Genomic DNA, 24,348 nt, shown 5'->3' with positions numbered 1-24,348 from the left:
TATTCCGAAGATCGTCAGCCCCGATTAGCGCACCGGGAATCGCAGTCAAGCAGCTCGATTCTGACCCGCGTCAGCTTGAACGGCAATCCGGCGCTAAGGTCAATCTCATGAGGCGAAGCTCTTGATGGTCTGGATCACGCCGTCGAGCTGCTTGCCCGGGCCGTCCTTCAGCGCCGCCTCCCGCAGGCGGCGCGCCCAGTTGGCGGCGTCCTCGCGCTGCGCAACCAGCGTGATCGCAGCCAGCGTTCTGTCGAACTTCGACAGGCCGCGGCTGTGGGTATCGGAATAGCCCTTGACTAGCCGGCGGCATTGCAGGATCTCGACGCCGAGCTGGTAATTGGTGCGGACCGCCGCAGTGGCAGCCTTGAGCCATTCGTCGCGATGCGCCGTCTCGATGGCGTGGCGGCGCGAGCGGCGGCGCATGCCCCGCAGTCCGCCCACGACATAGAGCGCCAGAAACCAGGGCAGCGAATAGGTCCGCACCCGGCGTCCCCTGTTGATGCGGCGATCGAGCCAGCCCATCAGGCGCGGCCTGGTCTCGAGCCAGCGACCAAAGCCCGCGGGCAACACTCCCAAGACCTCCTCCATGCGGGGATGCATGAATTCGGTGGTCTGCAGCACCTGACCTTGCGCCAGTTCCAGCTCGCCCTCGATCCGCGCGCGGCGCGCCGAGCGTGTCTTGAGGTCGGCAACGCGAATGACGTCGTCATAGGTCATGGCATTGGCGAGGTACTTTGCAGCCATCCGTGTGAAGGCAAAGCCTCTGTCCGCGCCACCGGCGCTGCGATCGGCGGCGTGCAGCCCACTGAGAATGTCGAGATATTCGGCGCCGTACGCGATGTCCTGGAAGTCGACCACTTTTTTCAGGCCGGCATGGGCCAGGTCGCGTGCGGGCTGCGGCAGCTCGTGTTTGAGCCGTTCGAGCAGTTTGGCCAGCCGGGGATCGAAGCGCGCAGGCGAGGGGCTTTGCTTGTTTTTCTCCGGCCGGGGGGCTGCGGCGGCATCGGGCGCCCCGACGCGGACACGTTCAAAAGCGGCTTCGAAGGTGCTAACGCTCGCCTTGGCTCCCTTCTCGCCGGCGCGAATTACCGCGAGATAGCTGTCGCGGTCGAACGGCAGCACGCTTGTGGCCGCGAGCGCGCCGAACATCGCAGCGGAAATGACGCTGCCATGTGCGATGGCCAGGGCGTTCATGTCGAAGATGATTTCGGCCTTGGCGGCAACACCGATCGCCCCTCGCACGGCGCCGTTGTCGGCGATGCCGTCGCCCGGCGCGATCTTCTCGCCGATGGCAAAGGACCGGTGATTGGAGGCGATCAGGGTGGTGCGGTCCGGCGTCACCAGGCCGCGCAGGATCGAGCGTCCCGCTTCCATGAATTCGGCGGCCATCACGACGTCGACGTCGCCGGGTGTCGGCATCAGCGACAGGATTGGCTTGCGCCCATCGAGCGGCGGCATCGCCTCGATGTAGTAGATCGTGGCGCCGGTCCGCTGCGCGACGCCGGGCACCGAGGTCGACTGCGCGACCCAGCCGTGGTTCTCCGCGAGCTGGACGATCCAGTCGGTCAGCACGCCGCCACCCTGGCCGCCCATGGCGAGGATCGCGATCGAGATCGGGCGCTCGGTCGCTTCGCCGGCCGCGGGAAGCGCAAGTCGAACCGTCTCGTCTCTCATGTCAGCGCCTCGAGCGCCGGTCGGCGGCGCTCGCGCCGCCGTTGCAGCCAGCCGATCACCGTCATCGCGATGTTCGACTTGAACCTGTCCCAGCGGGTCGGATTGTGAATGACGTCGGCGCGGTAGAACGAGGGACACAGCACGGCGGCCTCGGCGACCTCGCCGCAATTGCCGCAGCCGACACAGGAATTGTCGATCGCGGCGACCGGATCGTCGCGCAGGGGGTCGTCGAGCTGTTTCACCGAGAGGGATGGGCAGCCCGACAGGCGGATGCAGGCGTGGTCGCCCGTGCAGACGTCTTCATCGACACCGAAGCGCTCTTTGACGATACGCAGCCCGTCCTTGATCGCCTTGCTCGTCTGCGGCTTCACGCGCCGCTGCTTGTTCAGCATGCATTCGGACGAGGCGACGATGACCTTGGGACCCTCATCCTTCGTCGTCAGCGCCTCCTTCAGCGTGTCGCGCATCCTGCCGACGTCATAGGTGCGGTCGATCTGCCGCACCCATTGGGCACCGATGCCTTTCACGGCCTGCACGATCGAATTGTTGGTCTTGCGCCGCTTGTTGACCGCGCGGGACGACAGGATGTCCTGGCCGCCGGTTGCCGAGGTGTAAAAATTGTCGACGATGACGAAGACACCGTCATGCTTGTTGAAGACGGCGTTGCCGATGCCGCTGGTCAGCCCGTTGTGCCAGAAACCGCCGTCGCCCATGACCGCGATCGAGCGCTTGTCGGCCTTGACGTTGAATGCGGAGGTCGATGCCGGACCGAGGCCGAAGCCCATCGTCGTCGCGCCGATGTTGAAGGGCGGCAGGATCGAGAACAGATGGCAGCCGATGTCGGCCGAGACGTGGTGCTCGCCGAGTTCTTCTTCCACCAGCTTCATCGCGGCGAAGATCGGCCGTTCCGGGCAGCCGGTGCACAGGCCCGGCGGCCGGGCCGGCACGACCTGCTTGAGCTTCTCGACCGCCGGATGATTGAGCACGGGAACGGCATCCGGTGCCGGCGGCCTGTTGCCGAGCAATCTCGGCTCCGTCTTCTCGAGGAATTCCCTGACACCGCCGAGCAGCACCTGCGCGGTGTAGTCCCCGCCCATCGGCAGCACGTCCTTGCCGTGGATGCGCGCCTGGATGTCCTTGCGCCGCAGCACGGTATTGATCGCCTGCTCCAGATATTCCGGCTGGCCTTCCTCCACGATCAGGACGGCGTCCTTGTCGAGGCAGAACTCCGCAACTTCCGTGTCGATCACGGGGTAGGTGACGTTCATGACGTAAAGCGGGATCTGCGTATTGCCATAGGCATCCGAGAGCCCGAGATATTGCAGCGCACGGATGACATTGTTGTACATGCCGCCCTGCATGATGATGCCGACCTTGCCGCGCTTCGGTCCCATCCATTCGTTTAGCTTGTTGTCGCGGATGAAGCCGATCGCCGCGGGCATGCGCGTCTTGATCTTCTCCTGCTCATGCTCATAGGCCGCCGGCGGCAGCACGATGCGGCCGACGTCGCGCTTGGGATTATTGAGCGCGTCCTTGATCGTGTACGCCGGCCTGACATTGTCCTTGCAGGCAAAGCTTCCATGCATGTGGCAGGCGCGAACGCGGACTTCCAGCATCACCGGCGTGTTCGAGCATTCCGAGAGCTCGAAACCCTTCTCGATCAGGTTGACGATGCAGTCGTGGTCGGGCCGTGGATCGAGCAGCCACATCTGCGATTTCATGGCGAAGGCGTGGGTGCGCTCCTGCATGATGGAGGAGCCTTCGCCGTAATCTTCGCCGACGATGATCATGGTGCCGCCGGTGACGCCGCCGGAGGCGAGATTGGCGAGCGCATCGGAGGCGACATTGGTGCCGACCGTGGACTTCCAGGCCACCGCACCCCGCAGCGGATACATCACCGATGCCGAGAGCATCGCCGCGGCGGCCGCTTCGTTGGCCGAGCTCTGGAACACGACGCCGAGATCGTCGAGCACGTCCTTGGCGTCGGCCAGCACGCCATCAGATGCGAGATCGGCGAGCCCTGGTAGCCGCCGACATAGGCCACACCGGATTGCAGCAGCGCCTTGGTGATGGCGAGGATGCCTTCGCCACGGAAGATGTCGCCCGCGCCGAGCCGGAGATCTTCGACCTCGCGAGCGAAAGACCGTTCAGCCATTGCGTCCTCCAGAAATATGCATTACCATAATTTTACATATGAAGTAAGTCAACGCCGGACATGCCGCCATCCCAGTTCGGGCGCGGTCGTGACCAGTGACAGGGTAGGGCCGATGCTCAAGCTGCCTCGCGTCAAGGCTGCCGCCATGCAGGCTTCATCTCGGCATCTTAGCGCGAGCGCAATGGCCGACAAGCCGGCGCAGATCTCGTTGGCCTTCTACGACGATGTTCCCGGCCATCTCCGTTTGGAACTGGATGGTCGATCCCTGGCGACGGCCATCAATGGATGGCACGCTTCGATCCGACGAACGCCCTAAGACGCCACGACACAGGACTTGGAGCACAGGACTTGGAGGATGAGATGCGCGACAACGTGATCGGCCGGGCCAATGTCGAAGATACTCCGGAGCTCAGGGCCTATTACAAGGATCTCGAGAAATACGAAGCCGGTGCTTTGTGGACGGTCGCCAACAAGATCGAGCCATGGCAGCCGCAATCGGCGTCCGTTCCCGTGCTCTGGCGCTACGGCGATCTGCGCGAACATGTGCTGCGCTCGGTCGAGCTGGTCTCTCCCGAAAAAGCCGGGCGCCGTGTGATCTATCTCAACAATCCCGGTCGTCGCGACGTATCGGCAGCCGTCGGCTGGCTCTATTCGGGCTTGCAGGTCATGCATCCCGGCGAGGTCGCCTCGGCCCACGCGCACTCGGCTTCGGCCCTGCGCTTCATCATGGAAGGCTCGGGTGCCTACACCGTCGTCGACGGCCACAAGATGACGTTAGGAGCCCGCGATTTCGTGCTCACACCAAACGGCACTTGGCACGAGCACGGGGTCGACGCCGGCGGCTCGGTGTGCATCTGGCAGGACGGGCTCGACATCCCGCTCGTCAACGCGCTCGAAGCCAATTTCTTCGTGGTGCATCCCAACATCCAGCAGGAAGAGTCCGGCTACCCCGTCGACGACATGACCAAGACCTGGGGCAACCCCGGGCTTCGCCCGGTGAACGCGCCGTGGTCGAAGGGCTATTCGCCGATGTTCAAATATGAGTGGGAGCCAACCTACGAAGCCCTGCAGAAATATGCGGCTGCGACCGACGGCTCGCCTTACGACGGCATCCTCATGAGTTATGTCAATCCGGTCACCGGCGGGCACGTGATGCAGACGATCGGCGCGAGCATGCAGATGCTGCGGCCGGGCGAGAAGACGACATCGCACCGGCACACCGGCAGCTTCATCTACCAGGTCGCCAAGGGCAGCGGCTATTCCGTCATCGCAGGCAAGCGCTTCGAATGGCAGGAGCGCGATATCTTCTGCGTTCCGTCCTGGGCCTGGCATGAGCACGGCAATGCCTCCGCGAGCGAGGACGCCTGCCTGTTCTGCTTCAATGACCTGCCTGTGATCGAAGGTCTCGGGCTCTATCGGGAAGAAGCCTATGGCGACAATGCCGGCCATCAGCCGGCGGCCTGACATCACGTTGCTCGCTGCGAATTTCAACGGAAAGAGTCGGATCAAGCTTCCATGCGTCTCGTGACCTATACCTTCGGCTCCGGCGGTACCCGGCTTGGAGTGCTCGTCAACGGGCTGGTCGTCGATGTCGAGCGCCTCGGCGCATCGTGCGGTCTGGCATGGCCGAACGACATGCTCTCATTCATCGACAACAACGCGACGCTGTTGCCGGCGCTCAAGGATGGCCTCGAAAGCGCCAATGGGCGCTTGCCGGCCGGCGCTGCCGTTCCCCTCGAGGACGTGAGGCTCCAGGCGCCAATCCCGCGGCCCCGCAAGAACATCTTCGGCATCGGGCTGAATTATCGCGCGCATGTCGCGGAGTCCGCCAAGAGCCTGGACACGGACAAGGATCTGCCGAAACAGCCGGTCGTCTTCTCCAAGCCGCCGACCTCCGTGATCGGTCCGGGCGCGGCGATCCAGCACAACGCGAAGATGACGCAGCAGCTCGACTGGGAGGTCGAGCTTGCCGTCATCATCGGCAGGACCGCGACGCGCATCGCGGCCGAGAAGGCGATGGACCACGTGTTCGGCTATTCGGTGATGATCGACATTTCCGCGCGCGACAATCGTCGGGCTGGGCAGTGGATCTTTTCCAAGGGCATGGACACCTATGCGCCGTTCGGCCCCTGCATCGTGACGGCGGACGAGATTGCCGATCCACATGACCTGCGGCTGTGGCTGACGAAGAACGGGGTCACGAAGCAGGACTCCAATACCAAGTACATGATCTTCGATGTTCCGGCCCTGATTGCCGACATTTCGTCCGGAATGACGCTGGAGCCGGGCGACATCATCGCGACGGGAACGCCGGAAGGGGTGGGCGCAGGCATGACTCCGCAGGAATGGCTGTGGCCGGGCGACGTGGTGGAGGCCGGGGTCGACGGCGTCGGTGTCATCCGGCACCCGGTCGTCGCGATCTGATGACGGCGTTCTCGTTCGACCGCAAGCTGCGGTTCGCGGACTGCGATCCCTCCGGAATCGCCTACTTCCCGGCCTATCTGAACATGCTCAACGGAGTCGTCGAAGATTTCTGGGAGGCGATCGGATTTCCCTGGCCCGGATTGATCACGCTCCGCTTGATCGGCACGCCCACGGTGCATCTCACCTGCGATTTCTCCCGCCCATCGATGTTCGGCGATCTCTTGACGTTCAAGCTGCGCATCGGCCGGGTGGGCGGATCATCGCTGCATTTGGCTCATGTCGTCTCGGGCTCGGATGGCCTGCGCTGGCGTGCCCGTCAGATCCTTGCCGCAACCTCGCTGGTGGATCACCACGCCATTCCGTGGCCCGACGATGTTCGGGCTGCGCTTGTCGCGCATCTGAATGTCGATGAGGAAATTGAAGCAGCGCCATCATGATCTCCTTGTTCATGACATTCGTCGACCCGACGGGCGGACGGCGCGTCGCATCAGACGCACTGGATGCCGTCGCAGTACTGGTCGGGGCAGTTACCGAGATGACCGAGGGCCTGCTGTTCACGCCGCTGGAGCAATCGGTCGATCATCCCTACAAGGCCGACGGTCCGGGGCCAACCTTCGCGCTGCAATTGCGGTTTCCGGATCTGTTCGCTTGCGAAGCTGCGCTGGGGCGCGACGGAGCGCTCGCCAGCCTCGCAACCGGCGGCGGATTATCGAGCCTCACCGGATTGGACGTCACCCACCAGGTGATGCTGACACGCTCCTTTCCGGTCGATGTCGCCGCGCATCCCCCCGGCAAGGCCACCCCGTGCAGCTACCTCGTGCACTATCCCGGGCCGGCGGACGACATCAACGCCTGGCATCTGCACTATCTCGAGCATCACCCGTCTATCATGCGGACCTTCCCGGACGTCCGCCAGATCGAGATCTATACCCGGATCGATTGGGTCGACCGGCTGCCGTCGCGACGGGTCGAGCACATGCAGCGAAACAAGCTGGTGTTTGACAGCCCGGCGGCCCTCTCGCGCGCGCTAAGCTCCGACGTGATCAAGCGCATGCGCGCGGACTTCGTTCAGTTTCCGCCGTTCGCAGGCGGCAACAAGCATTTTCCGATGCTGACGCGAACGGTTGCATCTAAATCTTAGAGCCGAGAGCGCACGCAAAGCGGACATCGGCGGACAACATACAAATAGAGCAGGCAGCTCCGCCCGAGAGACTCCGAGATCATCATTCAAGGCTTCGTCGGCATGATATCGGCTGCGATGCAACAAGCAGCGGTACGTCCGTCGGCGCGGCCGACGCAAGAAGGCGCCACGCTGCGGTAACCTGACGCTTGCTGCGGCTAGAAAGCAAGATGACAACTTGCGGCCATGGTGGCAGAATGGTGGCAGACGTGGTTTGAAGTTAGGCGACCAAGAACAACGAAGAAAAAGCGATCGCCCCGGTCACGTCGACCAAGGGAGGAGATGGCTCATGAAACGCATGTTTCTGGGGTTAGTCGCCGTTGCCCTGATCGCTTCGGCGTTTGTCTTATCCACCACTGCAGTCATCGCGCAGACGAAAGTGTTGAAGATGCAGGCCACATGGCCGGCGTCGCTCACGCTCTATGACAACTTCACCTATTTCGCCGACCGGGTGAACAAGCTGTCGGCTGGCGCGCTGAAGATCGAGGCAATGCCCGCTGGCCAGGTCGTGCCGGCGTTCGAGGTGCTGGACGCAACCCACAAGAGGGTGCTCGACGGAGCGCATGCGTGGGCCGGCTACTGGACCGGCAAGAACAAGGCCGCGATCCTGTTCACCGGCGGTCCCGGCGGCACCTTCGGCATGGACTTCATGGACGTGATGGGTTGGCTCTATCACGGCGGCGGCCTCGACCTATACAATGAGTTCTATCAGAAGGAGCTCAAGCTCAACCTCGTCGTGTTCCCCATCCTGCCTGCGGGGCCGCAGGCGTTCGGCTGGTTCAAGAAGCCGATCCAGACGGTCGAGGACATGAAGGGCATGAAATGCCGCCAGACTGGCATGGCCGGCGAAGTGTGGCAGGCCCTCGGCTTCACGGTGGTCAACATGCCGGGCGGAGAAATCATTCCCTCTGCGCAACGCGGCGTGATCGATTGCGCAGAATGGGTCGGCGGCATCGAGGACCTGCAGCTCGGCTTCCACAACGTCTGGAAGTACCATTATTCGCCTGGCTTGCATGAGAACGTGACGATCGGCGAAATCGTCATCAACGGCGATGTGTGGAAGGAGCTCAGCCCGCAGCATCAGGAGATCATCAAGTCGGCGGCCAATGAGACATTCCTGGTCTGGTGGACCAAGTGGCAGCGCCAGAACGCCGATGCGCTGATCGAGATGCAGCAGAAGCACGGCGTGCAGATCCTGCGCACGCCGACGGAGATCCTGCTGGCCTTCATCAAGAAGTGGGACGAGATCGCGGCGGCCGAGAGCGCCAAGAACCCGTTCTTCAAGAAGGTGCACGACTCGCAGAAGGCCTATGCCAGCGCCGTGGTGCCGTACAAGCGGTCCTATTTCCCGCCGTACTCCTTCATGGCGAACTACTACTTCCCTCTCGAGAAATAGGGCTTCCTCCGAGGGCGGCCGCTCAGGCCGCCCTCCATTGATGCGGCTCATGCGCCCGCTCTGCGTCGCGCCGCAAATGCGCCGCCCGGACGGTCAAGGGAAGGGGCGAGGGATGGCTGAGATAACAGGCAGGCAGCCGCCGGCACTGCTGGCCATAATCAGGATCATCGACGGCTTCACGGACCGGACCGGCACGATCATCTCGTGGCTGTCGGTGCCGCTGGTCCTGGCCGTCGCTTACGAGGTTGGGGCGCGTTACCTGTTCAACGCGCCGACCATATGGGTCTACGACGCAACATACATGCTGTACGGCTCGCTATTCATGCTTGGCGCCGCCTACGCGCTGCACAAGGGCGCTCATATCCGCACCGACTTCTTCTGGGAGAAGTTCTCGATCCGCAGGAAGGGCTGGATCGATACGATCTCCTATGTCGTCTTCTTCTTCCCGAGCCTGATCATGCTGTTCCTGATCAGCTGGAACGAATTTCACTACGCCTGGCTGATCAACGAGACTTCGGACCAGACGCCGTGGCGGCCCGTGCTGTGGCCGTTCAAGTTCATCGTGCCGTTCGCCTGCCTCCTGCTGCTGATTCAGGGTGTGTCCGAACTGATCAAGAGCATCTACATGGCGCGCACCGGCGTCGAGCTCGAGCACAAGGAGAAGGTCGAGATATGACCGCAGAAGCGCTCATCGGCGTCGCCATGCTGCTGGTGCTGCTCGGCGCGATCTTCATCGGTGTGCCGATCTCATTCACGCTGCTTTTTCTCGCCTTTTCGTTCGGCTACTGGGGCATGGGCGCGACGGTCTTCGAGCTCGGCTACTTCCAGACCATCGGCATGATGAAGGAAGAACTCCTCGCCGCCGTGCCGCTGTTCATCTTCATGGGCTTCATCACCGAGCAGGCGGGACTCATGGAACGCCTTTTTACGGCGTTCCGCATGATGCTTGCGCCGGTGCGCGGCGCACTCTTCCTCGTCGTCATCCTGACCTCGACCGTGTTCGCGATGGCGACAGGCATCGTCGGCGCAGCCGTCACCGTTCTTGGCATCATGGCCTCGCCGATCATGACCAAGGCGGGTTATGACGCCAAGCTTTCAGCGGGCACCATCACGGCGGGCGGCACGCTCGGCATTCTCATTCCCCCGTCGGTCATGCTGATCGTGATGGGCCCGGTGCTCGGGGTGTCGGTCGCCGATCTCTATGCTGCAGCCTTCGGGCCGGGCTTCCTGCTGGCCGGCATCTACATCGTCTATCTGATGGGCCGCGCCTTCCTGAATCCCAAACTAGGGCCGCCGGTGCCAAAGGATGAGCGGATCTACTCCGTTGGCTACATTGCGCGCGAGGTGGTCGTCGGCACGCTGCCGCTGCTCGGTCTCATCACGGCGACGCTCGGCTCGATCATCGGGGGCCTTGCGACGCCGACGGAGGCCGCTGGCATCGGCAGCGTCGGCGCTCTGGTGCTGGCCATCGCATATGGCAGGTTCTCGTTCGCCGGACTGCAGCGCGCGCTGACCTCGACGATGGCGACGTCGAGCATGGTCCTGTTGCTGGCGGTCACATCGAACATCTTCGGTGCGGTGTTCGCTCGCCTCGGCTCGGCGAACTGGATTACCGAGACGATGCTCGGCCTGCAGTTGCCGCCGAGCTTCATGCTGATTGTCGTGCTCTTTCTCATTTTTCTGCTGGGTTGGCCGTTTGAGTGGCCAGCCATCGTCCTGGTGTTCCTGCCGATCTTCTATCCCGTTGTGAAGGGCATGGGCATCGACCTCATATGGTTCGGCGCGTTGGTCGCGGTGGTGCTGCAAACCGCCTTTCTGTCGCCGCCGGTCGCCATGTCGGCCTACTATCTCAAGCAGGTGGTCAGGGGCTGGAGTCTCGCGACGATTTATGCCGGCATGTTCCAGTTCATGATCCTGCAGGTATTATGCGTTGCGCTTATGATCGCTTTCCCCGGCATTGCGACCTGGTTCCCGCAGACGCTGCACGAGACGTCGCGCAGTCAGGTCATCCCCGAGGAGTACAGGAAAATCCTGGAGCAGCAGAAGCAAGCACCGTCCCTGGAAGACGAGGATTGGTTGACCCCAAAAAAGAAGTAGCCGGACGTCTGCGTGCGCTGCGCTGCTCGAGGATTACGGATTTATGACGGGGGGATGTCGATCCATCTCATCCCCCATGCGAATTGAACACTTGGCAGAAGAAAGGGGCCATATCGGTCGGTATCCGAGCGTGGAGTACATTTTCTGTCGTGTGTGTACCGTTTCACATCTTGTACGCGAAACGATGCTACCGTTGGCCTGAAAGTCCCGTTTATTTCCCGGCCCAACGTCAGCATTTTTTGGCAATTGTAGTTCTAGGGGCTCGTAAATGAGTAGTCGTGATGGGGTCTGCGACCGCATGGTCATTCTGCACCAACGTGTCTGGTCGCTCAATTCTCAACTTGCGGAGCTTCGAACCCTTAGCGCTCGGGTGCAGAAGGCGTTGGAAAGAACCAACGGCAAACGTTCAAGAGTCCCACGTGTGGGAGCAGTGCGGCGTCGATCTCGAAGATGACTGCAAGCTCGAGAGCCATGAGCCGTAGCTGGGCCATGGGCCGTAACCCGAAGGGTGGGCTCTCTGTCAAAGGCCTGGCTCTGGGTCAAAAGCATCGCAAGGTGGAAAGCGCATGAGAGACTTGGCTGGACAGACCGCATTCGTGACAGGCGCTGCCTCGGGGATCGGACTGGGGATCGCGACCGCGCTGTCACAGGCGGGGGTGAAGGTCATGCTCTGCGATATCGAGGAAGAGGCGCTGAAGAAAGCGGTCGCGGACCTGAAGACACGGACCAACGTCGATGTCGATGGCGTGAAAGCTGATGTCTCGCTCAAAGGCGAACTTCAGGCGGCAGCGGACGCGACTGTCGCGCGGTATGGCAGAATCCACATATTGGTCAACAATGCGGGCGTGGGCGGCGGCGGCACCTATGGTGAGTGGACTGATGCTGGCTGGAACTGGGTCCTCGGCGTCAACCTGATGTCGGTGATCTGGGGCTTCGAGATTTTCGGTCCGCTGATCGAAGCGCACGGCGAAGGAGGGCAGGTTGTTTCCACGGCGTCCGTCGCCGGACTGATTACGGGACCAAGTCCGGCGTACGATGTGAGCAAATATGGAGTGGTGGCGCTGTCCGAGGGGATGCGTAACGTGCTCGCGCCGAGGAAGATTGGGGTATCCGTTCTGTGTCCGGGCGTTATCCGCACGCAGATCATGAACTCTCGGCGCAATGTGCCGCAGCGATTTGCTGGAGCTGTCGGCAATCCTCCGCCGACAGAAGGACCCCGCGCCGAGTTCATCAGAGCATTGCAGGGACGGATCAACAACGGCATTGATCCGCTCTATGTGGGCGAACTGGTTCGCGAGGCCATCGAAAACGACTGGCCCTATATTTTCACCGATACTGAGCACGAACCGTTCATCGACAGGCGCTTCGCAGCGATCAAGCAGGGCTTCGACCGTATACGCGGACGAACGCCGCGACGCTAGCTCTCGCATTTGCTCATCGCTACATTTTGCGGTGCCGCACAACTTCGGCCGCTATAGGGGCAAAGCAGACTTTGCCTTCGCACCACGCCGCTGGGTTTATGGGTACACGCCTAGCTGCCCGCCAGTCACTTCCGGTCTGCGCCGATCGGCGGACGATTTTGGAGCCCGGCCATGGGCAGTCTCGTGGGGTTGATCCTTGGGACGGTCCAATCGCGTACCGCTCTATTTCCATGTGTGCTATCTAGTTGGGTAGCAAAATGTAGCGGGAAAAGCAGATCATGACTGACGATCAGGTCAATCTTGTCGTTCAGCACCTTTGCGAGCAATTGCACTTGGCGCTCCGATTGAAGGGCAGCGAGGCGCATCCACCAAACGCCAAGGATATTGGATTCGATCCTGCCTCTGTAAGAACTGTGCTGCTGACCGGGTTGCGGTCGGCGGGTATCACGATCCATGACGACGCAGCCGGGCCGAGCGAAGAGCCGCCGCGGTCCTAAACGCAAGATGCGAGACAAAAGCTCCGCGCCGAAGTCTTGGTGGCGTCACGAGCGGCCGTCGAGGTAACCGCGGCCCCGCGTCCCGTTTACCGTCGACAGCTGACGTCACAATAGCTTCAGCGTTGTTCGGCTCGGGTTCAAAGGCGGTCCTAGCTCAAAGGCAAGGAATAAGTCAGCTACGGGCCATAGGCGACATCCGGGATTCTGCCATTAACCGGCACACGGTGGTCCGACCTTCGGAACCTCTGGGGCCAGCGGCTGTTGTAGCGCACGAGGGCCTTATGCATGGACATGGTCACGCGCGCTGACAGTGCGGAAGCCGACCCAACGAGCCGAGCTGCTCCGGTGAACTCACACAACGAGTGGGACCCGCTAGAGGAAGTGATAGTCGGAAGGCTCGAGGGTGCGGCAATCCCCTCCGACCATCCGGTGGTCACCTGCAACATTCCGGGCATGGCTGCGCGAGCCCAGTCGCTGCTCGCAGGATTCCATTACCCAAAGATCATGATTGAACCCGCGCAGCGCGAGCTTGACCACTTTGTCGCTCTGCTACAATCGCTGGGCATCGTGGTAAAGCGGCCGGAAGCGGTCGACCACAAGAAGCGCTTCGGCACGCCGGAATGGTCCTCGTGGGGCTTCTGCAATTCCTGCCCGCGCGACAGCCTGCTTGTGATTGGCGGGGAGATCATTGAAACGCCGATGGTTTGGCCATGTCGCTACTTCGAAACGCACTCCTATCGTCCGATCCTGAAGGACTATTTCCGACGTGGCGCGCGCTGGACCGCCGCGCCCAGGCCGCAGCTGACGAACGAGCTGTTCGATCCAGAGTTTCACGTGCCCGAGAAAGGCGAGCCGATCTCGTACATCCTCACCGAATTTGAACCGGTCTTTGACGCCGCCGATTTCTTTCGCTGCGGGCGCGACCTGTTCGTGACCCGCAGCAACGTAACCAATGCGTCCGGCATTGAATGGCTGCGTCGGCATCTTGGCGACGGCTATCGCATTCATGAAATCAAGAGCCGCTGTCCCACTCCGATGCACATCGATACCACCATTCTGCCGCTTGGGCCCGGCAAGATTCTGATCAATCCCGAATACATTGACGTCGACCAACTTCCGGCCGTCTTGAAAAAATGGGACATCCTCGTGGCTCCGGAGCCCGACCCGATAACCGATCCTATGCTCAGGATTACCTCGCTATGTGGGAAATGGCTCAACATGAACGTGCTGATGGTGGACGAGAAGCGAGTCATCGTCGATCCGCATCATACCGCAACAATGCGTGCGTTGGAGAATTGGGGATTCGAGCCCATTCCCTGCGAGTTCTTACATTATGCCGCATTTGGCGGAGCCTTCCATTGCGCCACCCTCGACATCCGGCGGTGCGGCACGTTGCAAAGTTATTTTTGAGCGCCGACCTTCCGTCCGGTTGACGGTGCAGTCGTGAACTTAGGGAATACCCTTCGGCAGCTCCCGTTGCGCAATGACCCGTACGGGTGGGAAGACGACGCAATCCACCACATCGAAAATCACTTCGATACATCGGTCGAAGGACTTCGCAAAGGCAATGGCGTCCTTGGTCTTTGTGTCGGCGATACGTGTGCCGAGTGTACAATGGGGGTCCAGGCGCCTGGCCGATAATGTGGCCGACAATGGGCCGGGTCGATGGCGGCGCTGATTGAAGCGTGCCACCTTCCAATGATCTCGTTTGCTTCGGGCTCAGCCCACAGCACAAGTGGTGGGCCTACGAACCACTTAATTCGTCTGAATGCGATAGGCAATTGCACTCCGCCTGCGCTCGCGGACAGCATCGCATTCCACGCCGTCTTCTCTTCGATTTCGGTCATAGATCGCGAATGTCAGATGTGGTCGGTACGCCAAGGTACGCATCGACGGCTTGTCCTCAAAGGCAGCAACTTGGTCCCATAGCCGTTCGATTTCGAAAGCGGAAACGTTATCGGCCCGGAGATCGATTGCGAGTGCCATCGAGCGCCCTGCTAAAGCTGGAAAGTCCATCATCTTGATCGGCGTGTCGAAGATCTGCAACAGATGCCAGCAAAGTTGGCGAAAGGCAGCACAACGATGGAAAGGCGAGCAGCCTTCGGCTTCCGGCAGTGCCAAGGCGTCGAACGAGGCGCCACTCAGCATCGCCCGAATAATCAAAACAACAGGGTTAGTGCACGACACGAATAAAATAGTAGCTGACGCCACCGATAACGAGAACTGTAGGCACGACCCAAAGCAGTAGGACTGGCATTGGTTTCCTCCTCCTCCTCCTTCTTCTTCTTCTGCCCGCTAGCGAAAACTGGCGAAGGAGGGTTGCGGTTCCTGGCGCACGAACACGCCGTCCGTTCCTTCCGGCTGCTCACAGCGCCATAGAGAGGAGGGCAAGCAAGCCGACAATGTCCAGCGCCCACGCCAGCGCATGCGGCACCCATGGTCGGTCAGGCGTCACGACGACATCCTCCGCTCGGATGTTTCATCGCAAAACTCAACCCGCTGGCGCTCATTGACCTGTATCGATGGCTCTTCATTCACTCTCTCGGATGCCGGCTCATAGCCTTCAGGTTCGGGTTCGCTGCCGTCAAGGCAGCGAAGGTGCGCTAAGAGTCCTCACCCGGAATAACTCGCGGCGAGCACAACAAGTCCGCTTTGCCCGAAAGGGCGGACGCTGGAGCGGACCTCAAAGAGGTCTGCATCGGGCCAGGAACGGACTCATGCACCGCAGTAACTGGCAGTTCTATTCGATCACCTCGTCGGCGCTTCGGGACGCCACCCCTCGACGTAGATTACTGTATTGCTTCTCCGTGCAACGCGAGGTCGAGACCTTCGCGCTCCATCTCCTCCGACACCCGCAAGCCGACGAACAGCTTGACCCCGTACAGGATGATCAGGCTGACGACGGCGTCATACACAAAGACCGTGGCGACGCCGATGCACTGATTGATGAACTGTCCCGGATTTCCTTCCAGAGCACCCGCGGTGCCGCCATACTGCTCGACGGCAAATATGCCGGTGAGCAGTGCGCCGACGATGCCGCCGACGGCGTGGACGCCGAAACAATCGAGAGCGTCGTCATAGTTGAACATACCCTTGAGCCCGGTGCATCCCCAGTAGCACAAGACACCGGCCGCGATGCCGATCACGAAGGCGCCGATCGGGCCGACGAAACCGGACGCAGGCGTGATGGCGACGAGGCCTGCGACCGCACCCGAGCAGATGCCGACGACCGTCGGCTTGCCCTTCAGCGACCACTCGACCAGCATCCAGGTGAAGCCGGCGACCGCCGTTGCGATCTGCGTCACCAGCATCGCCATGCCGGCCTGCATGCCTGCCGTGACCGCGGATCCCGCGTTGAAGCCGAACCAGCCGACCCAGAGCAGCGAGGCGCCGATGAAGGTCAGCACCATGTTATGGGCCGGTCCCGTCTCCTTGCGTTTGCCAAGCATAATGGCGCACATCAGGCCTGCCACGCCGGCATTGATATGCACGACGGTCCCGCCGGCGAAATCCAACACCTTGACCCAGGCGGCGTCGTTGCCGGAGGCGAAGATACCGTCAGGTCCCCACACCCAATGCGCGATCGGCGCATAGACGAAGATCGCCCACAGGCCGATGAACCAGAGCATCGCGGAAAACTTCATCCGCTCGGCGAAGGCCCCTGCGATCAGCGCCGGCGTGATGATCGCAAACGTCATCTGGAAGCAGATGTAGACGCTTTCGGGAATCGTCGCCGCGAGCGGGTTGGGGTTGCCGATCCCGCCTTTGCCGATGTCGCTTACGATGTCCTTCAGGAACATGCGGTCCAGCCCGCCGACGAACGGCGTGCCGGCGCGGAAGGCCAAGCTGTAGGTCAGGATGGCGAACAGGATCGTGACCAGGCACGTCACGGCAAAGCTGGTCATTACCGTGTCGCCAGCGTTTTTCTTGCGCACCAAGCCGCCATAAAACAGCCCAAGCCCCGGGATCGTCATCATCAGTACAAGCGCAACAGACGTGAGCATCCACGCGGTGTCGCCGGAATTGGGAGTGCACTTTTCCAAAACCTTGCCGCCGCAGGCTGCCGGGGCCGCGTCTTGTGCGAGCGCGACGTCACCGAATGCAAGATAGAGAAGCTCAGTCCCCAAGAGAGCCGTCACAAATAGCACGAGTCTTTGGCGCGCGTTTGCCATTGTCTCCCTCCTGGTCGCAAGAGGTGTCGGTGAAGGCTTATACAGCCGCTTCGTCCGTCTCTCCGGTGCGAATGCGAACGGCGCGCTCGACTGGCGAAACGAAAATCTTGCCGTCGCCCACCTCTCCGGTTCTTGCGGCATTTTGTATCGCCGCAACAACCCTGTCCGCCTGCTCAGAGGTGACCACAAGATCAATCCTGACCTTCGGCACAAAGTTCACGGCATACTCGGCGCCGCGATAAATCTCCTTGTGGCCCTTTTGTCGGCCGAATCCCTTGATCTCGGTCACGGTCATGCCTTGCACGCCGAGAACCGTCAGCGCGCCCTGCACCGCGTCGAGCTTGAATGGTTTGATAATGGCGCTGACTAGCTTCATGGCTTACCTGCCTTTCCCTGATGCCAGGGTTGGACAACGCCAATGACAATTTCCGCATCCACTTTAGTTAAGTTTTAAACAAGATTCATGCCATTGGCGACCCGCGGGTAACCCACTGAAACACGGTCGATTCCAACCCACCAGCTCGGAACGGTCTGGTGCTTTTGCCATTTCTGATGGCAGCCCGCGCCCATAAAACGGTCAGGGCCTGCGGGGATCGAGCCTAGCGCCGTCCTTCCGCTCCGGGGCCGTAAGCAGAAGTGAACCCGATTACAGCGAGGCCAACGACCGGCGTGCCATCGAAAACAGGCCTATAGACCAGCAGACCGGGCATCCTCGAAAGGCCATTAATGATACTAGCCCCAGAATGACGGAACCTAGTACTGCAGGCCAACCTGCGTCTGTCCCGACCCACACCGCCGTCGAGAGAGCTCCAATTCCGACAAGACCTCGGATAAGGTGCTCGGTGAGTGAACTGCTGGCGAACATTTTGACTCCTCAGCGCTTTATATATTCACGCACGAGCGCTCGACCGCGATGCAGTCGAGCCTTCACAGTTTCTCGGGTTAGCTCCAGCGATTGCGCTATTTCGCTGATCGTCATTTCGTCCACATCCCGCAAAATGAGCACCTGCCGGTAGTGGCTCGGCAGCGACTGGATCGCGGCAGCTATATCGATGCGAAGTTCTGATTCTGGCCTCTCCGAACGCTGCAGGTCATTTTCCAACGAAGAGACGTCATCGGGAAGGCCTATATGCTGCTTTGCCAATCTTAAGCAGGTTCGATGAACTATCTGAAAAAGCCAGATGGAAAAGGCTCCGGCACGTTGGAGACGACCAATGCGACGATACACGATCCATAACGTTTCCTGAACCGCGTCTTCCACATCGCTTGTCGTGCGGCAGGTTCTTCGCGCGTACCGGCGTATGTCGGGCTGCGACGTTTTGAGCAGCGCCAGGATGGCGTCAGCGTCCCCGCCTATTGCCGCTTCCAACGTGCTCGGCGATGAAAAAGGTGTGCTCATGGTTCGGCGCGGAGCTTCCGACCTCTTACTGCGCATGCCGGGCAGTATCCGAAAACGCCTGTAAGCGCGGTCAGGACCCCGACACCGGCGATCAGGTATCCAACGGGCATACCTTTAAGGCCTAGTAGCCCACAAGCGATCATAATTGCCCCAGCCAAGAGCCGGACCCAACTTTCCCAGCCAGCCACGTTCTTCTTGTACAGCATAGCAACCTCCTGCCTTTGTAGCGTCGTTTCTGACGCCCTAGAGACTTAGAGGCTTAAAAAATGAGAAACGGTTCGCGGCTCCGAAAAAATAATCTAAGTTCGGCTGGCGTCAAAAGCCGGCGGTCGGCGGGCTGCGTGAAAAGGTCTGCTCCGGTCACAAGCAGACGGTCGGCGGGCTGCGCGACAAGGTCTGCCACGGGCCAATAGGCGACATCCTGCGCTTAGACTGATATAGGAAATGCAAACTGACGCGACTTTCCGAGTGAACGTGACCGAGAAGCTTGACTACCTTGACGCTCTGAGGGGATTGACTTGGCGTCGTTCGATCTGGACGCGCCCTAAGCTCGATTGGGACCATGACCATTGTGCGGCTTGCTGGGCCAAGTTCTCTGACACCATGCCGGATACCTTGAGAGAAGGCTACACCACAGGACCGGATTACCAACTTGGTGCTGGTTACGAGTGGGTATGCGACGAATGTTTTTCAAAATTGAAGGATCAAATGGCGTGGTCCGTTGGCGATCAAAGCGGATGCTAGCTAGCCGCTACTCGTGCTCCGATCGGATGTCCGCCCTGGGTCCATGAGCGGCGGTCACCGCAACCTCCGTGCAACGTCCGGTCTCCCGCAGACAGCCGACATGGCGGTGGCTCGTTCTTTGTTCAGCTTGGGGCCACTAGCGGAACTACCTTGCTTATTTATTTCGCTTCAGCTCGCGGAATTGTTCAAAATCCCACTACGTCAAACGGTTGGCGATCGTCTCTTTGCCTGTGAGACTGGATCCGTCGAGACGCAGATTCTCTTGGAAGTAAGTCGATATCCAGGGCAACTTTTGCTCAATGCCCTTTGTGATCGGTTCGTCGGTGCTCTCGATTGTAATGTCATTCCAACTAACGTCAGCACCTAGAGATGCTTGGAGATCGTTCCGGTCAACTTCGATCACGCTACTCGGTTTATTTACGTCCGCAAACGTCACCAGATTCGGCAGATCTTTTGAAGCAATCTGGCGCGGACCGCGTAAACGCGCGAGACGTGGCACATCGTCCATAAAATCTGGCGACCAAGATTCCCCGTATGCCTGCAATATAAGTACTGTTCCCGGCCCGGCCTCCTCAGTCCAACGGATTTCATCGTCGTATCTCCGGTGGAGCCTGCTTGTAAGCAGGGCGATCAGGGGACGCATCCCGGGGCCGAGATCCAGGTAGAGAGCTTGACCATCGAGCCTATGCATCGTTCCTTTGGCGGGAAACGAAACATCCCAAAAGGTCACCTGGACCACACTCGAACCGCGCTTAACGCCCTCCGGCGTGTTGACAGCCAATGTTAGCTTGTAACGGTAGCTCTCTGTTCTTCCGCATGCCGCAAGACAGAGACTGATAACGATGAGTGCCCCGAACCGAGTAACCGGGAAGATCGTCGACATTGTGCGATGACCAAATGGGGGAAAAAACGCATCATTAGGTTGTGTGGCTAAACAATGTCAACCTTGTACCTGGCAGATGCTCAATTTTGAATGAAGCGGCCCCGATTTCCGCTTCGGGTCCAAAACGCGAAGAACTCAGGTTGAGCAAATCTGGTCCGCTCTGGCTCAACGAGCGGACTTCCGACCGCCTAGGCGCAACTTCGGACATGGGCCCCAGAAGCGGACTTTGACCAGGACGGCCTCCAAAGACAGCTCAAGGCAAGAGCGGAAGTCGGCCGATTAGGGCACGGATCGCCGTGAGTGCGAAAGCCCTAATCATTTCGCGTCCTTCTGAACTTTGGCCACGCCGGTGAAGATCTGATAAGCGCGCACGCGCATGAGGGAAACGCCATATTCTACGGCCCTCTCATCCTCGGCGCTCCACTGTTTGTTCGGGTTCGCGCCGCGCAAAGTTTCTATGACCGCTTGGCGGGCTTTTTGCGCCTCCTCCGGGCAAGCACTGGCGAGTATCTTCCTAAATTCGGTCTCCGACAGATTGATCTGCTTCGCTTTTTCCACTTCGATGAGCAAGCAGTCCAAGAAAGCCACTCCAGCCTTCGCCCCAGGTGTGTTTCGCGCATCCTCGGCCGCCTTTTTGGCAGCTTCACTCGCCGCAAGAGCATGCGAAGCGTTTGCGATCGAGACGGCTGCTGCAAGCAGAAGCACTTTTTTCAGATCAGCGATGCCCAACATACTTTCGTTCCATTTTGGGTGCCCACGGACCAAACGGATGCCCTCGTAACATGAATTGATTGCTAAGACGCATCGGGGCTCAGAGAGCGAATGACCGCTCTGGAGCAAGGCGATCATTGGGAGGAAGAACCGGCTATGCGTCGTGTGAATCGGCGGATTCCATAGGATAAATCTCTCGCCCTAAACAACAGAGCTATGACCCATTCCGGCGCTCCAAGATGACGGAGTGCGTCCGCGTTGCCCTGATCAATTTCCAGCAACATGTTTTGGTCAGTGTAGTGCGTGTTTCCGTCACGGCACCAGTCGAGCCTCTGCGCAATCTGTTCTTGCAAGGCATCGGCGTCGGGCAGATGCCGAGCAAAATTGAGCTCGCTTCGAATGCAGATTCGCTCGACCCGGAGACGAGCCGCTTCCTTGTAGCGGATACCCCACCTATCAAGCCTTGCATGGGTCGCCTCATGCACGATAGCGGATGCGATCCATGCGACCGTTGTGGCTTCAGCAGCGACAACACGCTCGTCTAGCAAGCAGGCGTTCAAGCGATCTAGGTAACAGCCGGCTCCGTGCGGAACCAGCGTGACCCAGACTCGAGAAAGGCTATTTTTGACACGCCGGTACTGAAGTGGAGCAAAGCGTTCGATCAGCCGAAGCGCGGCTTCAACGCGTTGCAGGGCTGGTTCGGAATCCGATTGAAAGCTTCCGATCCAAAGACCATCGATCACGCGGCTGTCCGACAACCACAGCTCAAACTTATCGACAAGGGAGGGCCTTTTCACTGAGGAGCTGCGAGACACGGTAGTACCATTGCTTCCGACAACGCTAAACCTATCCCCGAACTGATAGTTGGGCGTCCACTTCGGCGCGTTTAAGAACTTGACTCAACATTTATCGATTGCCCGAGCCGATGTCCGCTTCGGGTCTGGGCTGTGTGAAAACGCCGCGACGGTTGAACGCGATGGGACAAGTTGTTCGTCGAAGGCCGATCTAGCGCTCATGCTCGCAAGCAACTTCAAGCCAAAATGTCAAACTGAAGAACGGGGTTCTAGCCGGCTTTCGCCTGCTCGCGTTTTTACACAGCCAGGGTCATTAGCGTTGTTTTGAAGGTCGGCTTGTTATTTCCGGTCTACCCCCAAGTTCAGACATGTCGCTGCACTGTTATGTGCCAACAACTGACCTTCGTTTTGATTCGCGTTAGCTTACGCAAGTCCCGCGATGATCTTGTCAAAGTCCGCTTCCGGGAACACCTTGACCGAAGTCGTTCGTACGTTCCCGATGGCGGCCAGCGACAAGAGAAACTTGGCCATGGCCTCATCGTCGGTGGCCTCGGCGTGGATGATGAGGTCGTATGTTCCCATGGCGAGATAGCCGGCCTTGATGTCAACGCCAAACTTTTTGCCCAACTCCCTGGCGGCCGCTCGTCGCTGCGGCATGTCCTTGATGGTCCGAACACCTTGCTCGGTGAAATTGCAGAGAAGCATGTACGTGGACATGGCGATTCTCCTTTGACAACGAAGCAATGGACTTAACGGGTCCACGTCGTGGATTATGCCACACTGCCTGACCCCGCCCAACCACCAAGATCCCTCAGGGCGGCTCGAAGTGGCTAGGGGTCAAAACGCGAAGAACTCTGGTTGAGCAAATCTGGTCCGCTGTGGCTCAACGAGCGGACTACCGACCGCCGAGGCGCAACTTCGCCGATGGGCCAATAGCGGCGGTGGGGGAGTTGCGGCCGCAGATTGTGCTCTGCCCGACCGAGGAATAAAATGCCCTCCAACTTTCCGAGTTTGCAACAATCCAGTGCGCAAGCTCATCGCGGGCAACGCGAGGGAAGAACCTCATCATCGGAGGTCCACATGGCAGCGGAAGATCTTGATCGCGCAGTCGAGCGAAGCCATCGAGCCGTGGCAGCGGTATTCCGGGGCGATCCGGGCCCGGCGAAGGCTCTTTTTTCAGAAATTGATGACGTCACTTTGGGCAACCCTTTTGGGCCCTATGCACGCGGCCGTAAAAAGGTCGAAGAAACGATTGCCCGTGCCGCCTCGAACTATCGCGATGGCGACGTCACCGGCGTGGAACTTGTAGCGAAATATGTGTCCGATGGGCTTGCCTGTGTCGTCGAAGTGGAGCGAGGGCATGCCAAGGTTGGCGGGAGCGATAAAACGGCCACACTGGCTTTGCGTGTGACCAGCCTCTTTCGCTTGGAGCACGACGTTTGGAAACTTGTCCACCGGCATGCCGACCCGATCACGACACCACGCCCAGCAGCGTCTGTGATCAGCCAATAGCAACGCGTTATCATTCCTCGGCCTTCTCATTTTCGGCGACAACAATCTGCTTGCCGTCGTGCGCGGCCGCGACTTCTGTTGTGGGTAACAAGCGGCGGTCGAAGCGGGCGAGGCTCCGCGTGGAGGCACACATGCTCATTCTCAATGGAGGAGCCACAGTCGCGAATTATCTAGTCGTCTTTGTAGTTTCCGCTAAGGGGCAAAAGCGGCCCTCGACCAGCCGCATTCGATAGCTCTGCTACCGGTCTAAAGCCGACCTCGCCTTCACCGAAAGATACGTCTGCTTCGACGCAGTCGCATCGGCTTGGACATTTCTGCGGCATATCCGCTTAATGATTGCGGAGACATCCGAGAGTGTTCCAGGACGCCGGTTGAAAGACTGTCGCAAGGCCCCGCGATGATGACACTATGCCACTGTTTTGCCCGACGCGTCAACTTTGTATTCGAAAAATCAGAATATGCTGCGTCAGTTTGCTAAGCCATTGATATCGTGATCACCGGCTACTGTGCATGGGGTTGTTTTTCGACTTTTTGTTGTGCGGCGCCCCAGAGCTCCGCCGCGCCTGATCGCGGCCGCCGCTAATGTCCGCCGAGATAGGCCGTGATCAGTCGGGGATCGTGGATGAGATCCTTGGCGGGTCCTGACTGCACGATCTCGCCGGTCTCCAGAACGTAGCCGTAGTCGGCCGTCTCCAGTGCGGCGCGGGCGTTCTGCTCGACCAGCAGGATCGACACGCCGAGATCGCGGAGCGATGCGATGGTGCGGAAGATCTCGCGCACGATCAGGGGCGCAAGGCCGAGGCTCGGCTCGTCCAGCATGAGCAGCTTGGGCCTCGCCATCAGCGCGCGTCCAAGTGCGAGCATCTGGCGCTCGCCGCCGGAGAGCGTGCCGGCGGCCTGGCGCTGCCGCTCCTTCAACCGGGGGAAGCGATCATAAACCTCATCGAGCGTCTTCTGGACACTGGTGCGGTCGCGCAGGCTGTAGGAGCCCAGCAGGAGATTGTCGGCAACCGACATGTCGGAGAACAGCTCGCGCTTCTCCGGTACCAGACACAATCTGCGTTCGACGCGATCCTCGACCGACATCCTGCCGATGTCGCTGCCCTGAAAGACCATGCGGCCTCTCGAGGAGAGCAGTCCGATCGCGGCCATCAGCAGCGTGGTCTTGCCGGCGCCGTTCGGGCCGATGACGGTGACGATTTGCCCTTCCTCGACCGACAGCGAGACGTTGCGGACCGCTTCGACATTGTCATAGCAGACCGTGACGTCCGACAGGGTAAACATCGAGC

The 24,348-nt window shown here is 60.2% G+C and carries 24 protein-coding genes and 1 pseudogene; 12 read left to right on the top strand and 13 right to left on the bottom strand.

The features are described 5' to 3' along the window. Positions 1-105: 105 nt before the first annotated feature. Both ACNJX8_RS26525 and ACNJX8_RS26520 read right to left on the bottom strand, forming a co-directional pair. Complete coding sequence (locus ACNJX8_RS26525) at positions 106-1,674, bottom strand: indolepyruvate oxidoreductase subunit beta family protein (RefSeq protein WP_439357285.1); 1,569 nt, start codon at positions 1,672-1,674, stop codon at positions 106-108. Next, positions 1,671-3,829 (bottom strand): annotated as a pseudogene (locus ACNJX8_RS26520) (thiamine pyrophosphate-dependent enzyme). Before ACNJX8_RS26520 ends, ACNJX8_RS26525 begins: the two are co-directional and overlap by 4 nt. A gap of 112 nt (positions 3,830-3,941) precedes the next feature. Between ACNJX8_RS26520 and ACNJX8_RS26515 the strand changes: the two are divergent. The 11 genes from ACNJX8_RS26515 (at position 3,942) to ACNJX8_RS26465 (ending at position 14,254) form a co-directional block, all read left to right on the top strand. Next, positions 3,942-4,145, top strand: a complete 204-nt coding sequence (locus tag ACNJX8_RS26515) for a hypothetical protein (protein WP_439357283.1) — start codon at positions 3,942-3,944, stop codon at positions 4,143-4,145. A gap of 44 nt (positions 4,146-4,189) precedes the next feature. Continuing rightward, on the top strand, positions 4,190-5,293 hold the full coding sequence (locus ACNJX8_RS26510) for a cupin domain-containing protein (RefSeq protein ID WP_439357282.1): 1,104 nt from the start codon (positions 4,190-4,192) through the stop codon (positions 5,291-5,293). Between the two features lie 51 nt (positions 5,294-5,344). Continuing rightward, positions 5,345-6,253 carry a fumarylacetoacetate hydrolase family protein gene (locus ACNJX8_RS26505; RefSeq protein ID WP_439357281.1) on the top strand — a complete coding sequence of 303 codons (909 nt, stop codon included), beginning with the start codon at positions 5,345-5,347 and terminating at the stop codon, positions 6,251-6,253. Next, on the top strand, positions 6,253-6,690 hold the full coding sequence (locus ACNJX8_RS26500; RefSeq protein ID WP_439357280.1) for an acyl-CoA thioesterase: 438 nt from the start codon (positions 6,253-6,255) through the stop codon (positions 6,688-6,690). Before ACNJX8_RS26505 ends, ACNJX8_RS26500 begins: the two co-directional genes overlap by 1 nt. After that, positions 6,687-7,394 carry a hypothetical protein gene (locus tag ACNJX8_RS26495; protein ID WP_439357279.1) on the top strand — a complete coding sequence of 236 codons (708 nt, stop codon included), beginning with the start codon at positions 6,687-6,689 and terminating at the stop codon, positions 7,392-7,394. Before ACNJX8_RS26500 ends, ACNJX8_RS26495 begins: the two co-directional genes overlap by 4 nt. Before the next feature lie 328 nt (positions 7,395-7,722). Beyond that, entirely contained in the window at positions 7,723-8,829 is a 1,107-nt protein-coding gene (locus ACNJX8_RS26490; protein ID WP_439357278.1) for a TRAP transporter substrate-binding protein, read from the top strand. Positions 8,830-8,941: 112 nt separating this feature from the next. Beyond that, positions 8,942-9,505, top strand: a complete 564-nt coding sequence (locus ACNJX8_RS26485; protein WP_091887550.1) for a TRAP transporter small permease subunit — start codon at positions 8,942-8,944, stop codon at positions 9,503-9,505. After that, a complete protein-coding gene (locus ACNJX8_RS26480) occupies positions 9,502-10,926 on the top strand; it encodes a TRAP transporter large permease (RefSeq protein ID WP_439357277.1) in 1,425 nt (474 codons plus the stop codon). Before ACNJX8_RS26485 ends, ACNJX8_RS26480 begins: the two co-directional genes overlap by 4 nt. Before the next feature lie 566 nt (positions 10,927-11,492). Beyond that, positions 11,493-12,347, top strand: coding sequence for an SDR family NAD(P)-dependent oxidoreductase (locus tag ACNJX8_RS26475; protein ID WP_128945440.1), 855 nt, complete (start codon positions 11,493-11,495; stop codon positions 12,345-12,347). Positions 12,348-12,625: 278 nt separating this feature from the next. After that, the gene (locus ACNJX8_RS26470) at positions 12,626-12,844 is read left to right on the top strand and encodes a hypothetical protein (protein WP_439357276.1); all 219 of its coding nucleotides are present in this window, start codon (positions 12,626-12,628) and stop codon (positions 12,842-12,844) included. Between the two features lie 285 nt (positions 12,845-13,129). Continuing rightward, the gene (locus tag ACNJX8_RS26465; protein ID WP_439357275.1) at positions 13,130-14,254 is read left to right on the top strand and encodes an amidinotransferase; all 1,125 of its coding nucleotides are present in this window, start codon (positions 13,130-13,132) and stop codon (positions 14,252-14,254) included. A gap of 345 nt (positions 14,255-14,599) precedes the next feature. Here the strand turns inward: ACNJX8_RS26465 and ACNJX8_RS26460 are convergent, their stop codons facing one another. From ACNJX8_RS26460 to ACNJX8_RS26420, 9 genes are all read right to left on the bottom strand, one after another. After that, on the bottom strand, positions 14,600-14,992 hold the full coding sequence (locus tag ACNJX8_RS26460; RefSeq protein ID WP_439357274.1) for a hypothetical protein: 393 nt from the start codon (positions 14,990-14,992) through the stop codon (positions 14,600-14,602). A 641-nt stretch (positions 14,993-15,633) separates the two neighbouring features. Continuing rightward, positions 15,634-17,016 carry an ammonium transporter gene (locus ACNJX8_RS26455; RefSeq protein ID WP_439357273.1) on the bottom strand — a complete coding sequence of 461 codons (1,383 nt, stop codon included), beginning with the start codon at positions 17,014-17,016 and terminating at the stop codon, positions 15,634-15,636. A gap of 37 nt (positions 17,017-17,053) precedes the next feature. Next, a complete protein-coding gene (locus ACNJX8_RS26450) occupies positions 17,054-17,392 on the bottom strand; it encodes a P-II family nitrogen regulator (RefSeq protein WP_130220560.1) in 339 nt (112 codons plus the stop codon). Positions 17,393-17,890: 498 nt separating this feature from the next. Beyond that, positions 17,891-18,415 (bottom strand): RNA polymerase sigma factor, encoded by a 525-nt coding sequence (locus ACNJX8_RS26445; RefSeq protein ID WP_439357272.1) that lies wholly within the window; start codon positions 18,413-18,415, stop codon positions 17,891-17,893. Continuing rightward, the gene (locus ACNJX8_RS26440) at positions 18,412-18,621 is read right to left on the bottom strand and encodes a YgaP family membrane protein (RefSeq protein ID WP_084299007.1); all 210 of its coding nucleotides are present in this window, start codon (positions 18,619-18,621) and stop codon (positions 18,412-18,414) included. The genes ACNJX8_RS26445 and ACNJX8_RS26440 overlap by 4 nt, the downstream gene beginning before the upstream one ends. A 734-nt stretch (positions 18,622-19,355) precedes the next feature. Then, a complete protein-coding gene (locus ACNJX8_RS26435; RefSeq protein ID WP_439357271.1) occupies positions 19,356-20,042 on the bottom strand; it encodes a hypothetical protein in 687 nt (228 codons plus the stop codon). 315 nt (positions 20,043-20,357) lie between these two features. Continuing rightward, a complete protein-coding gene (locus ACNJX8_RS26430) occupies positions 20,358-20,774 on the bottom strand; it encodes a hypothetical protein (RefSeq protein WP_439357270.1) in 417 nt (138 codons plus the stop codon). 113 nt (positions 20,775-20,887) lie between these two features. After that, entirely contained in the window at positions 20,888-21,511 is a 624-nt protein-coding gene (locus ACNJX8_RS26425) for a hypothetical protein (protein WP_439357269.1), read from the bottom strand. Between the two features lie 459 nt (positions 21,512-21,970). Beyond that, entirely contained in the window at positions 21,971-22,264 is a 294-nt protein-coding gene (locus ACNJX8_RS26420) for a GYD domain-containing protein (RefSeq protein ID WP_439357268.1), read from the bottom strand. 363 nt (positions 22,265-22,627) lie between these two features. On the opposite strand from ACNJX8_RS26420, the gene ACNJX8_RS26415 reads away from it, so the two are divergent. Continuing rightward, the gene (locus ACNJX8_RS26415; RefSeq protein ID WP_439357267.1) at positions 22,628-23,059 is read left to right on the top strand and encodes a YybH family protein; all 432 of its coding nucleotides are present in this window, start codon (positions 22,628-22,630) and stop codon (positions 23,057-23,059) included. A 10-nt stretch (positions 23,060-23,069) separates the two neighbouring features. Here ACNJX8_RS26415 and ACNJX8_RS26410 read toward each other — a convergent pair whose 3' ends face one another. Both ACNJX8_RS26410 and ACNJX8_RS26405 read right to left on the bottom strand, forming a co-directional pair. Further along, the gene (locus tag ACNJX8_RS26410; protein WP_439357266.1) at positions 23,070-23,192 is read right to left on the bottom strand and encodes a hypothetical protein; all 123 of its coding nucleotides are present in this window, start codon (positions 23,190-23,192) and stop codon (positions 23,070-23,072) included. Positions 23,193-23,638: 446 nt separating this feature from the next. Beyond that, positions 23,639-24,343, bottom strand: coding sequence for an ABC transporter ATP-binding protein (locus tag ACNJX8_RS26405; protein WP_439361984.1), 705 nt, complete (start codon positions 24,341-24,343; stop codon positions 23,639-23,641). Between the last annotated feature and the right edge of the window lie 5 nt (positions 24,344-24,348).

Origin of the sequence: Bradyrhizobium sp. SPXBL-04, from assembly GCF_051853035.1 — a bacterium.
GTDB classification, from domain to species: domain Bacteria; phylum Pseudomonadota; class Alphaproteobacteria; order Rhizobiales; family Xanthobacteraceae; genus Bradyrhizobium; species Bradyrhizobium zhanjiangense.
The sequence above is the reverse complement of the archived record's forward strand: the minus strand, read 5'-3'. Positions and strand labels throughout refer to the sequence as shown.